Source organism: Bifidobacterium parmae, assembly GCF_002860365.1.
Classification (GTDB): Bacteria; Actinomycetota; Actinomycetes; order Actinomycetales; family Bifidobacteriaceae; genus Bifidobacterium; species Bifidobacterium parmae.
In genome coordinates this window covers 117,619-130,405 of the sequence record NZ_NMWT01000001.1, presented here as the reverse complement: position 1 = coordinate 130,405, position 12,787 = coordinate 117,619, and the positions used below count along the sequence as shown (strand labels likewise).

The 12,787-nt window shown below is 58.7% G+C and carries 11 protein-coding genes; 8 read left to right on the top strand and 3 right to left on the bottom strand.

Translation table 11 applies throughout. The features are described from left to right. Positions 1-28 precede the first annotated feature (28 nt). Both nagB and nagA read left to right on the top strand, forming a co-directional pair. Positions 29-841, top strand: coding sequence for a glucosamine-6-phosphate deaminase (gene nagB, locus Uis4E_RS00540; protein WP_101621313.1), 813 nt, complete (start codon positions 29-31; stop codon positions 839-841). Between the two features lie 72 nt (positions 842-913). Next, on the top strand, positions 914-2,218 hold the full coding sequence (nagA, locus tag Uis4E_RS00535) for an N-acetylglucosamine-6-phosphate deacetylase (protein WP_101621312.1): 1,305 nt from the start codon (positions 914-916) through the stop codon (positions 2,216-2,218). Between the two features lie 51 nt (positions 2,219-2,269). On the opposite strand, the gene Uis4E_RS00530 is transcribed toward nagA, so the two are convergent. Beyond that, positions 2,270-3,271 carry a LacI family DNA-binding transcriptional regulator gene (locus tag Uis4E_RS00530; protein ID WP_101621311.1) on the bottom strand — a complete coding sequence of 334 codons (1,002 nt, stop codon included), beginning with the start codon at positions 3,269-3,271 and terminating at the stop codon, positions 2,270-2,272. 516 nt (positions 3,272-3,787) lie between these two features. On the opposite strand from Uis4E_RS00530, the gene Uis4E_RS00525 reads away from it, so the two are divergent. From Uis4E_RS00525 to Uis4E_RS00500, 6 genes are read left to right on the top strand one after another with little or no spacing between them, the layout of a single operon-like run. After that, positions 3,788-3,994, top strand: a complete 207-nt coding sequence (locus Uis4E_RS00525) for a hypothetical protein (protein ID WP_025263185.1) — start codon at positions 3,788-3,790, stop codon at positions 3,992-3,994. 18 nt (positions 3,995-4,012) lie between these two features. Further along, the gene (locus tag Uis4E_RS00520; protein ID WP_101621310.1) at positions 4,013-4,858 is read left to right on the top strand and encodes a VirB6/TrbL-like conjugal transfer protein, CD1112 family; all 846 of its coding nucleotides are present in this window, start codon (positions 4,013-4,015) and stop codon (positions 4,856-4,858) included. 42 nt (positions 4,859-4,900) lie between these two features. After that, positions 4,901-5,281: a PrgI family protein gene (locus tag Uis4E_RS00515; RefSeq protein WP_101621309.1), complete on the top strand. Its 381-nt coding sequence runs from the start codon at positions 4,901-4,903 to the stop codon at positions 5,279-5,281. Beyond that, the gene (locus Uis4E_RS00510; RefSeq protein ID WP_101621308.1) at positions 5,274-7,670 is read left to right on the top strand and encodes a VirB4-like conjugal transfer ATPase, CD1110 family; all 2,397 of its coding nucleotides are present in this window, start codon (positions 5,274-5,276) and stop codon (positions 7,668-7,670) included. The genes Uis4E_RS00515 and Uis4E_RS00510 overlap by 8 nt, the downstream gene beginning before the upstream one ends. After that, on the top strand, positions 7,667-9,259 hold the full coding sequence (locus Uis4E_RS00505; protein WP_243394256.1) for a CHAP domain-containing protein: 1,593 nt from the start codon (positions 7,667-7,669) through the stop codon (positions 9,257-9,259). The genes Uis4E_RS00510 and Uis4E_RS00505 overlap by 4 nt, the downstream gene beginning before the upstream one ends. A 21-nt stretch (positions 9,260-9,280) precedes the next feature. Beyond that, entirely contained in the window at positions 9,281-10,522 is a 1,242-nt protein-coding gene (locus Uis4E_RS00500) for a hypothetical protein (RefSeq protein ID WP_243394255.1), read from the top strand. A gap of 225 nt (positions 10,523-10,747) precedes the next feature. Here the strand turns inward: Uis4E_RS00500 and Uis4E_RS11605 are convergent, their stop codons facing one another. Beyond that, positions 10,748-11,164 carry a hypothetical protein gene (locus Uis4E_RS11605; protein WP_165784784.1) on the bottom strand — a complete coding sequence of 139 codons (417 nt, stop codon included), beginning with the start codon at positions 11,162-11,164 and terminating at the stop codon, positions 10,748-10,750. Then, a complete protein-coding gene (locus Uis4E_RS00495; RefSeq protein WP_101621307.1) occupies positions 11,139-12,257 on the bottom strand; it encodes an amidase domain-containing protein in 1,119 nt (372 codons plus the stop codon). Before Uis4E_RS00495 ends, Uis4E_RS11605 begins: the two co-directional genes overlap by 26 nt. Positions 12,258-12,787 lie beyond the last annotated feature (530 nt).

Genomic DNA, 12,787 nt, shown 5'->3' with positions numbered 1-12,787 from the left:
CACACCCACAGAAAAGAGACAATCAATCATGGCTGAAGTGATCATCGTCAAGAACGAGGAGGAGGCCGGCGAGATCTACGGCCGTTGCGTGGCGGACCTCATCAAGGCCAAGCCGGACGCGGTGCTGGGACTCGCGACCGGCTCCAGCCCGCTGGCCGCTTACCAGGCCCTCGCCAAGATCGTGCATGAGGAGCACATCGACGTCTCCAAGGTGCGCGGCTTCGCGCTGGACGAGTACCTGGGCTTGCCGCTGACCCACCCGGAGTCCTACCACTCCACCATCCACCGTACGGTCGTCGAGCCCCTGGGCCTTGACCCGACCAAGGTCCACGTGCCCGGCGACGTGCTGAACGGCGCCCCGCTCGAGGACGGCGACAAGATCGCCGCCGCCGGCCCGGCCTACGACGCGGCCATCGAGGCCGCGGGCGGCATCGACGTGCAGATCCTCGGCATCGGCACCGACGGCCACATCGGCTTCAACGAGCCCGGCTCCTCCCTCGCATCCGGCACGCGCGTGAAGACCCTGGCCGAGCAGACCCGCATCGACAACGCCCGCTTCTTCGACAACGACATCAAACAGGTGCCGACCCACTGCATCACGCAGGGCATCGGCACGGTCCTCAAGGCCCGTCACCTCGTGCTGCTCGCGTTCGGCTCGGGCAAGGCCGAGGCCATCGAGGAGACCGTCGAGGGCGGCGTGAGCGCGTTCTGCCCGGCCTCCGCGCTGCAGCTGCACCCGCACGCCACGATCATCATCGACGAGGAGGCCGCCAGCCGCCTGCGCCACAAGGACTACTACCGCTACGCCTTCGCCCACAAGCCGGCCTGGCAGGGCATCTGATCGGCAATCGAACGGTTCGGGCTCCTTCTTTCTCCGCAAAGAAGGAGCCCGAACGCATACAGGAAGGAAATCATGACGCAGGACAGAAACGAGATCGTCGCGCGCGTGACCGCGGCGTTGGAAGGCGAGGCCAAGCCGGTCGCGATCCGAGGGGCGCGCAAGGTGGATGCCCGCGGCGAGCAAAGCGGATATTGGGTGGTCTCGGACGCGCGCGGCGTGATCGTGGGCACGGGCGCCGCGACGGCGGACGGCAGCGGCGAGGAGGCGTTCGAGCATGCCTGCCGCACGGTCGGCATCGACCCGGCCTCCCGCTCCGGCGAGGTGATCGACGCGGCCGGCCGCATCCTCACGCCCGGCTACGTGGACATCCACGCCCACGGCGCCTGGGAGAAGAGCTTCGACGACGGCCCCGACGGCATCGACGTGGCCCGCGCTGGCCACGCGGTGCACGGCACCACCCGCCAGGTGCTCTCGCTCATCACCAACCCGATGGACGTGATCTGCCGCAACATCCGCACCGTGCGCGAGAAGATGGCCACCCGCCCCGACATCCTCGGCTGCCACCTCGAAGGCCCGTTCCTCGCCCTGAAGCGCAAGGGTGCGCACGACCCGAACTGCCTCAAGGACCCGGTGCCCGAACTCGTGGACCGCATGCTCGACGCCTCGGGCGCCGACCCCGCCGCCGGCAAGATCGGCTGCATCCGCCAGATCACCATCGCCCCCGAACTCGAGCACGGCATCGGCGCCATCAAGCAGTTCGCGGCCGCCGGCGTGGTGCCCGCGGTCGGCCACTGCGACGCCGACTACGCCACCGCCCAGGCCGGCTTCGACGCGGGCGCCGGCATCATGACCCACATGTTCAACGCGATGAACGGCCTGCACCACCGCGAACCCGGCCCCATCCCGGCCGCCGTCGAGGACCCGCGCGTCACCATCGAGCTCATCAACGACGGCTTCCACGTCCAGAACCCGATGGTCAAGCTCGGCTTCGGACTGGCGCCCCACCGCATCGCGTTCGTCACCGACGCCATGGCCGCCACCGACTGCCCCGACGGCGCGTACAAGCTCGGCGAACTCGACGTGAACGTCATCGACGGCCACGCCCGACTCGTCTCCAACGGCGCCATCGCCGGCTCCACGCTCACCCTGGAGGTCGCGGTCCAGCGCGCGGTCAACGAACTCGGCTTCAGCCCCGTCGCCGCCGTCGAGGCCGCCACCCTCACCCCGGCCCGCGCCTTCGGATTCGACCGGGTCAACCCCGTCACCGGCACTCCGCTCGGCCTCGTCGCCCCCGGATACGCCGCCGACCTCAACCTCCTCGACCCCACCGACTGGACCGCCCAACACGTCTGGTGCGCCGGCCGCCAGGTGAAGTAAATTCCTTCCAGCAAAATCGACGCCGGTGCCGCCCGTCTTCGAGACGACGTCTTACACCTGAGGAACGAAGCTTGCGCGCGGCACCAGCTCGGTCGTCAGCAGGATGTGACGACGCACCCGCCGCTCATGCTTCAACCCATCAATCAAGGTGGAGAACGCCATACGGGCCAACTCCCTTTGATCGATCGCATACGAACTCAGCGACGGCGACGTGTACCGGGCGATTGACTGGTTGTTCACACTCACCACGGCCAACTCGTCGGGAACCGCCACGCGCAGTGCGTTCAACGCCTGCAACGCCCCCACCGCGAGCACGTCGGCGGCCACGATCAGACCATCGGGCATGCTGCCGGCCTCACGATGATCGGCCACCAGTTGCCCCGCGAGACGATAACCGTTCTCCACGGTGAACGTGCCGGACGAATACACCAATCCGTCCGTTTCCAATCCCAAGTGCGCAGCCCACTGGCGGAACGACAGTTCGCGGATATCCTCGGGATAGTCATGCGTGCCCATGATGCTGCCTACGCCACCGAGAAACGCGATGCGTCTGCGGCCCGCCGCGATCATCGCGTCCAAGGCATCCAGCATCGTCTGCGACAGATCGGGCCGTACGGAGTCGAACAGGTGCGGTGCCGGATTCGTGTCGATGCACACGCCATGTGGGAGTGCCGCATGCAGGGCGCGCAGGTCTGTTTCGGGAAACACCGTGGCGCCCACGGTGATGAACCCATCGAACTCCGCTGCGCGTTCCGTCAGCTCGTGTATGGACCGGATGAACGTGGGCTGGTCCAATTCCATCGACTCCGCACACTCCGCAAGGACCTTCCGCAGATCGGAGAAGTATGCGTCCTGCAGCTCCTCCCCGGACGGAGGGGCGTCCAGCACAGCGATCGCGGGACGGAACACGTTGCGGTATCCCAGCTCCTCGCATACGCGCAGCACGCGCCGTCGCGTCTCCTCCTTGATGGAGAACGATGGGTCGTTCAGCAAGCGCGACACCGTGCTCTGCGACACTCCGGCCCGTTCCGCGACCTCCTTGAGCGTGGCCATGACATCCTCCCCGCAAACTTTAGTAAAGAGTTTTACTACAGCATAACCCGGGAAGGCATGGTTAGCGGCATTGGCGGCGTGGAAGTTTACCCATGACTGGTAGACTGCACATGTCCCGACAAAGGGGCAGTGCATAGGATGGCGGGTATATCTCAGCTGACATGCCCGCCATTCTGAAGATTCTTCCGCTGCGGATTCCTTTTCTGACTTTTTCAGATCTACAAATATGTAACGGCAAGTACAGATGCTTCAGTGCTGCTGCACATATGCCGATGACGGCTCGACCAACTTCGCACTCCGGTCTGATTCCGCTGAGTGTGGCGCTATGAATCGAAGAGGCGAGCTTTTGCTTGTTCCTTCCCTTTTCACTGCCCAGACTGGGAAACAGTCTTCCTATACCTATGCGGGGCAACGAGGTTCCTCTGTCCGCCGCTATCCTGCTGGTTTTCCCTGACGATGAGGTCAACGGAGGCCGTTGCCTATCGGGCTCCTTGATCGTCGTCAGAGGAGGCCGTCGTGGATTTGTTGAATCAGGTGCTTCAGTTGTTCGTCAGGTTCGCCACTATCGGTGGTGGCTTGTGGCTGGTGTGGGGCGCCGTTACCTTCGGTGGCGGTCTGAAGGATCATAACGGGCCGCAGACGCAATCGGGACTGTGGCAGATCGTGGGTGGAGGCATGATCATCGCGGCTGCGCAGATTTTCAACGCGGTGGCTCTGGGCTGAGCTGGTTTGGGGCCTGCCGTGGAGGACTTCATCGTAGCCATGCTCAACATGATCGGCGGCGGAGGTGCCGGTTCGATCACAGCCGGGCTGTTATCTCAGGCGCCGGAGACGTGGAATCCCGCTCTTTACCAGTTGGCGGTGAACGTGCATGGAGTCGCCGTCAAGCCTCTGACGTCGGTGGTGCTCGCGGTCATGTTCACGTTGGAGCTGGCGCGTAACTCGACGCGCATCGAGTCGGACCGTGATCTAGGTGTGAAGATCGTGGCCGGCACCATGTTCAAGATCGCGTTGGTGTTCATCGCCGTGCAGAACGCCAGTCTATTCATTCGGATGTTCAATCAGGTCACGCAGTTCCTCATGCAGGGCGTGTCTTCTCAGATGTCGTATGAGGCGACGGGCGACGGCGGTCAGCTGGGCGATCTGATGCGTGACCAGATTCACGATGCCGGGGTGATGGGGCAGGCGGCGTTGTTCTTTCTGCTGGTGATCCCGTGGCTGTTGTCCCAGTTGGCGTCGGTGGTGTTCACGGTGGTGCTGTATGTGCGGTTCGTCGAATTGTATGCGTTGACGGCGTTCCAGTCGTTGCCATTCGCGTTTCTGGTGCATGAGGACACCAAGCCGATCGGCGTGGGTTTCTTCAAGTCGTATGCGCGCACGTCGGTGAATGCGGTGTGCGTGTTCATCTGTCTGGTGTTCTATCAGCGGGTCGTGGTCGATGCCGTGAAGATCCCGGATTCCGCGGACAAGGGCATGGTGGCGTGGGTGACGGGCAACTTCGGCAATCTCATGATGGCGGGCATCCTGCTGTTCTTCGTGATCGCGGTGAGTCAGCGTGTCAGCCGGGCCATAGCCGGCGGCGAGTAGCCGCCTACCACAACCGGGGCCAATCAGGGAAAGGATTCTTTCATGTTGCAGATGCGCGTATATAAGGAGATCGCCAATGTCGAGGCGAAGGTGATGTGGGGGCTGAGCTGGCGCCAACTGGCGGCCGCCGCATGCATGCTCGTCCTGGGCGGAGGTGAGGCGGCGTTGTTCTGGTCGTTGGGCTTGTCCGATCTGGGGTCGTATCTGCTGTTTGCGGTTTGCCTGCCGTTCGCGCTGTGGGGTTGGTGGCGTCCGAAAGGGCTGAAGCCTGAACGGTATCTGGGATACATGCTGCGTCAGCGTTTCGGTCTGAAGGTCTACCTGCTCGAACCCTATGTTCCCGCGAGGTTTCCCGGCAAACCGTCGTTGAAGGAGAAGACCCGTAGACGAATCAGGGGAAGGCAGGTACGTCGTCATGTCTGACATCAGTGGCAGCAAGGCGGTCAAAGGCAACGGTAAGCGACATGGAAAGGCCGGGAACAGGCGGTCCGGGAATCGTCGCATGCCTCGTTCGTCGAAGGAGTTGCTTGTCTATGATTCGATGCTGTCCAATGGCATCGTGTTCCTTGGCGGCGACCGGTGGAGCGTGTCGCTGCGGATCAGCGACATCAATTATCAGGTCGCGACCCAGGATCAGCAGCTGGATGTCGTGGACCGGTGGGGTCGTTTCCTGAATTCGATCGGCGAGAACATGGGAGTCCAGATCACGGTCGCCACGCGCATGCTGGATCCCGAGGAGGTGACGCGCAGTATCGCCATGTCGCTTCGGAGCGATGCGTTGGATGGATTGCGCGGGGACTTCAACCGCAATGTGCGTCGGCGTCTCGCCGGGCGTTCGCAGGGCGCGGTGACGGACAAGTATCTGACGTTGACGTTGCGTGAGCGGGACGGGGAACGGGCGGTCACGCTGCTGAACCGTGCCGCGTTGCGTGCCACGGCGCAACTGCGGTCGGTGGGCGGCTGCGTCGGTGTCCGTTTGGATCGGCAGTCGCGTCTGGCGGTGTTGCACGGGATGCTGCGGCACGGTGTCCGGTTCTCGTTCACCGAGGATGGTTTCCTGGAATCGCATGGCATGTCCACGAAGGATTACGTGGCCCCGTTCGCCGTGGACGTGTCGGATCGCCGTCGGCTCCGGTTAAGCTCGGGCACCACGGAAGTATGGCATCAGTGTCTTTTGGTGCGTGACTTCCCGGATTATCTGAGCGATCAGCTGGTGTCGTCCATCACGGACATCAAGGCGGATATCACGGTCGGCATCCACCTGTCCCCGCGGGGCAAGGCCGAGGGGTTGAAGCTCGTGAACCGGACGATCGCCGAAATGGATATGCAGGCCATCGACGAGCGGCGCAAGAACCGCAAACAGCATCTGCCCGAGGACATGTTGCCTCATGATCTTCAGGAATCTATGGCTCAGGCGGGTGAGCTGCGTGATGATCTGGAGCATAACGGCGACCGTCTGGTGGATTCCCTGATGATTGTGGACGTGTCGGCGGACAGTCGTGAGCAGCTGGACCAGACGGTTCGTGACGTGACGGCCGCGATCGATGGGCAGTCGTGTGTGGCCGAGACCTTGGCCTACATGCAGGTGGAGGGGCTGAACGCCGTGCTGCCGTTGGGGAATCCTCTGCCGCCGATGCGTCGCACGCTGACCACGTCGAGTGCGGCGATTCTGGTGCCGTTCACGTCGCAGGAGCTGTTCGAGCCGGGCGGGGTGTTCCATGGGGCGAACGCCCGCACCGGCAACCCTGTGGTCATCGATCGCACGCAAGGCATGAACGGCAACGGATTCATCTTAGGAACGACGGGTTCGGGCAAGAGTCAGGCGGCGAAGAACGAGATAACCCAGATCTATCTGACTCGTCCGGACGATGATCTGATCGTCATCGACCCGGAACGTGAGTTCACGCCGTTGTGCACCGGTCTTGGCGGTGAACGGGTCGAGATCGGGGAATCGTCGCGCGCGCATATCAATGCGTTGGATATCGAGTATGAGGATGATTCCGAGGGTGATCCGATACGGTCGAAATGTGCGAGCGTGCTGAACATGCTCGGCGTGCTGATCGGCGGGCGGGATGGCATCGACCGCATGCAGCGCAGTCTGATCGATCGTACGGTCATCGGCATGTATCGCGAGGTGCGGGAGCATCCGGAACTGGGCATGCCAACGCTCGTCACCCTGCATGATCGTCTCACGGCTTTGAGTGAGCCAGGTGCCCATGATGCCGCGCGAGCATTGGAGATTTACGCGACCGGCAGTCTGAACGCCTTCGCCCATGTCACCGATGTGAATACGTCCAGCCGGTTCCTGGTCTATGACGTTTCCGGTCTGGGAGCGGAGTTGCGTACGTTCGGTATGCTCGTCGTTCTGGATCAGATATGGAACCGGGTCGTCAGGAATCGCCGTCTCGGCCGGCGCACCTGGCTGTGGGTGGACGAGTTCCATCTGCTGTTCTCGAACCGGTATGCGGCCGAATACTTCCTGCGCCTGTACAAGCGCGCCCGTAAATGGGGTTTGTGCCCCACCGGCATTACGCAGAACATCGAGGAGCTGCTGGCCAATCAGGATGCGCGTCTGATGCTCGCGAACAGCGACTTCCTGTTGCTGCTGAACCAGACCGCCACGGATGCCGACGCCTTGTGCGAGCTGCTGAAGCTGTCCGATGAGCAGCGGGCGTTCTTCACCGGGGTGCAGCCCGGTCAGGGCATGGCCAAGAGCGGCACTGCGTTCATACCGTTCGATGGGCGTATCGATGCCGATAGTCTGCTTTACCGGTTGTATACCACGAAATTCGAGGATCGGAAGACCGAATGAGACCCGTCACCTCCGACTCATTCCACGCCACGCGCAATCTCGTTCGGCCGAACGGCATGATTCATGGTTTGAAAGTCCGTCATGTCAATGGACTCTCCCATGGTCCCGTGCTGGCCGGGCTGAAACAGCCACGAACCACCATCAGGAACAATCAATCCGAAATATCGCGCCCGACCGGCATAACAACCGTCAGCGTTTTGGAACGTGGTGTGAATGCGACACGATCCGTGCTTGAATCGCAATCGACACAGACGGAGACCAGCGAGGACGACAACCCGTTATCATCAATGGTCCCCGCAAATCGGGTACGCGACGGCGTGACCGGTATTATTCGCACAAGACATGCGGCAAGAGGTTCAACGGCACGTGCCACGGCAGGAAGAACGGCTTCGGCTCGTGTCAGACGTGCGAGGCGTTCCGGCAAGACCGTACGATCGGGTGTTCAGGGGACCAAATCCGCTGTCAGAGCTTCGGCGCAGGTTGCGCGACAGGTCACCCAGATGGTTTCTCGGACCGTAACGGCGGTGAAGGCCGGGGTCGCGGCATCGGCATCGGCTGCGGTCGGTGTCCCGTTTCTGCTGGGCGCGGTGGCGGTGCTGATGGTCTTCAGCCTGCTGTTGTGGTTCATCCCCACCGTTGCCGTTGGAGATGACGGCGGTTGTGAAGCCAGTGTGGTCGAGGTCCCGGATGAGGCGAAACCATGGGTGAGCGAGGCGGCTCGATCGAGCGGATTGAGCGCGGATTTCATCGCGGCGATCATGAAGCAGGAATCCGGTTTCCGACCGGATGCATATGCCGACGACAGCAACGGAGGAACCTGGGGATTGCTGCAGATGAACAGGAGCGTATGGCGCGGCGTGCACCCCGAAGGCGCCGACCAGACACCACCCGAAGGCATCACCGAGCCCATGGTCCACGCCCATTACGGCGGTATATATCTGAAAAACCGCTTGGAAGACGTCAAACAACTCAAAGCCGCGCATCCGGGCATGCCGTTCGCCGAGCTTGACGACCTGACGGCTTTGGTCATCGCCCATAACGCGGGCGAAGGCAACCTCATGAGGTACCCGGATATTCCCAACATCACCAAACGGTATCTCGACAACGTGAAGCCGGCGATTGATGCGGGAGGCGGCTGTTCGGCCACGGCAGGACGAACCATCGGCAAGCTCACTCCACCGTTGGTCATGCAGTCTGGCACGCTGAACGTGGATGTGGCGGCGACCGGCACGCCCGTGGGCAAGATCACCACCTATGAAACCGGCCAATGCACATGGTGGGCGGCCGCTCGCCGATTGCAGATCGGCAAACCGGTGGACGGATACATGGGCGACGGCTGGATGTGGGCGTCAAGCGCCAGAAAATTCGGATATCCGACGGACGGCGGCATACAGCTCGGTGACGTGGCGAGCTTCGCCAAAGGCTATCTCGGCGCAAGCTCCGATTATGGACACGTCGCCATTGTTGAGGAAATCAAGGACGACGGCAGCATTGTTGTCAGCGAATCCGGCGGCGGCCTCCCATACGCATGGCTCAGGACCCTTACCAAAGAGCAGGCCAACAATCCCAGCATCACTTACATCCACTAATCCCGAAGGAAAGAAGGAATCATGCGTCGTATCAATCCCAAACTTGATTCATACGAGCTTGCCGATTTGATGAGTGATTCCGACAACTGGGATCTTCTTGCGCAAATCCACGATCATCCCAGTACATGGCCGGAACTCAGCCAATGGGCTGCACATGCCATCGCACATCCCGAAACCGCCGGAGCTCCACCGGAACCGTTGGCAGACAGGAAATCCAAGCATCGGTTGTTTCCCATCACACCCGTCATCGACGATGAGTTACCGCGCGATGTGCGGAACAGTAACGCCCCCGCCTCCGAGCCCGACAAGCGGACGGGAACGACGATAGGCATGCCGATGGAGGACGGAGAGCACACCAGGGATGACGTGTCCTTGGCGGAAGATTCATCGGCTGACAGCACGGATGAGGTGGCCGTCCATCGGCATATCCCTTTTACCCGCATCGCCGGCATCATGCTCGTTCTGGTCATCGTAACGGGATTAGCCGCAGGCCTTGTCATGGCGAAGAAGAACTACGACCATCGGGAGGCAGTCACGTCATGCAATCAAGCAATCAAACAAACCAGCACAGTGCGGATTGAATGGAACAAAGCATTGAAACAGGCGGAACCATATGCGAAGCTCCAGGATAAAGACGTACAGGACCCCAAGTCTTTGGAACTGCTCAGCAAAATCATGCAATATCAACCATCGATCTCAACAGAAAATTGCGATCCGAGTCTGACTGCCGACCGTCTCGATCGCACTCGTGCAGAAATAGGGAGAGCGAATAACCAGCTCAGAACCCAGATCAGGAACCTGCATGACACAGTTGACATGGTCAAGGCATCACAGGAACAACAACAGATTGACAACGCACAGAACGTACTGAGCCAAACCATTGAAAACGCCGATAGGCTCTACAAAGAATCCGAGAACAAGGTCAGAGACGACAACACCCGTGCACGGCTCAGTGAGCAGATTACCCGTGCACGACTCATGATGCGCGACCATCAGGATCTTGATGTCTATAACAGAACCATCCAGGACCTCAACGAAGGCATGCAAATCGTCCGGGATTCCATGACGGCTGTAAAGAACGAGGAAATATCTGATGCGGGCCGTTCGGATGGTTCCACGCATCCAGGATCGGATTCCCAATCATCGAACCGACAACTCGCACCATCATCGGAAGGTTTATCCTCGCCAGCCACGCAAGGCAATCCCACCTGGGATGTACCCAGGCAACCGGCAATCCCCTCATTCCCCGACCGGCTAGGATAATGTCACCTGCAGGAATGATCAGGAGATGGTACAGCGGTATTCGTCGAGCTTTCGGGCCGGTCAATCTCGACGACGTCGAACGTATCAGGGAGTATGCGGTTGAACTCGACCAATCTGCCGTTGGCAGTCACGGCCGGGCTGACAAACCTGACCAGATTAAAGCGATTCTAAAGAACAAGAAGATAAGGGCTATCCCACGGAATATATGGGATAGCCCCTATCTCATCAATTGCGGTGATTGTATTTATTAAGAACGCTGTTCGCGTATTCAAGATGAGATTCAGTCTGTTGCTTCATGAGCTTATCGCTCGCTATGATATCATTCTTCTCCTTTAGTAATTTCCACGGAAAAATACTGTATTTATGAGACGGTTCGGTATATTCCGGAAGTTCAGGTCTTTCAAATTCAGTCAATCCGAATTCTCGCGAATTTGCCTTTTCGGTCTCCGCTGAGACTAAAGTCGCTAAATTCCAGACAACTTGATCTGCTTCCCACCGAGAATATGCAGCAGATACCTGGAACATCAGTATGCCTGTCATGCAGGCATATATCAAGGTAATGACTGATATAGCCTGAACCCATCTGTTACTTTTCATGCCATTCAGGCCCATTTTCTCAGTCATAACGATATTGAAGCCCATACCAGGTCATATTATTTTTCCCTTGCTTATGGGCATTCTGCAACGACTCCGTCAACGTGATTTGATGACGATTATCTTGCTTCTGGTCTATGACTGGATTGGCTTTGCCGTCTTTTACGACTACACCCACGACGAACATAGCGTGATCGATTTCATTATTTGAGGTCCAATCGACATACAATATGCTGCCTTGCCATGCCTTCCAGACATTATCCAAACTGTCATAACTATGAGAATAATGCTTCATATACGAATAATTGCTATCCGCATTCATCCAAGCACGTGTCGTCAGCTTGTCCGGCAACACAGTAGAGTAATTCCATAGCCGGGTCAGCGTCATTCCGCCTTCATGAAGAGCCTGCGAGACAAAATTTGCACAGTTAGCGCCAAAAGATGGATATGCAGGATTCATTTTATCTTCATACTCAGGACTCGTCCATTTATCGGCATAATTCATCGCCTTAATATAATTTACTCCGACGGAGTTGTCCCCGAAGGCGTATGCCTGAGCCTTGCTGAGCGCTTCACTCTCCAATGCGCCATTTTCATCCAAAGACGCAGGTGTTTTGTCTTCGGTCAGCAATTCATCCGGTGTATCGGCGTGTTTCTGTGAATCTTGTTCATCAATCACTTTATCGCTAATAATCGAATACCCTTGCTGCCCTCCCGCGTGTGCAAGCTCCATGACATGCGTAGAAGTCCAACTCTGGTCAAGATGGTCCGTTCGCTTACCATTAACATAAATAACAGTATCCGGGTCTGCGTCCAGGCTCACATTCACGGTCATATCTGCATCAATCAGGTACTTTCCATCATTTGATGATTGAATGTTTCTAATCGTCGGTATGACTTCAACATTCTTGCTGATAAGACCTTCTTCAGCCTGTTCCTCCGCAGTAAGTGGGACATTCAATTTGGACCTCGTACGCGGCGAATGATATTCAGCCAATAGTTCTTTCGAATACTGATGAAGCGTCTGCTGGATCTCTTGTGTCTTCGCATTGTCGCTTCCATACGCACATGCATTCGCAGGAAGCAACAAAGTCGGCACTAAAAGAGCAGTCAGCAGAGGAATAATCTTTTTTGCTTGCATTTAACACACAATGGCATCGAATTCAGGAGATAGGTAAGTATGCATGAGTTTTGTCATCTATAGATGACAGCCCCTTACGGCGACATGCCACGAGTCAGTAAACGCATTGCACTAACTGGCGGGATGCGTCCTGGCTCATCTGCAGTGGGGGTTTCTGACGTTTTCGGACGCTGTGGTTAACTATCGCTGAGGCATCAGGGTTCAACAGCTTCGATCGCAATAGTTTGCTCGCCGAACGCAATCACAACCAATAATGCAGTCGATGAGATCGCATTCGGTTTGATCTTCCCGTGGTTGGATGTCATCTTTAGATGACATCCAACCACGGGAAGATCACTCTGCCATAGCAGAGCAGCATAATGGGCAGTGTCCTGATGGGCACAAGCAAAGGAGCTATAATGCAAACCACAAACCTCAAGAAAGCGCTTGCGGCAGCTGCCGTGAGTGGAGTTCTGGCGTTCGGAGTACCTCTTTCAGCTCAAGCCGCGACGTACGACGTATGGGGACAACTGAATACCGGAGGGGCCCTT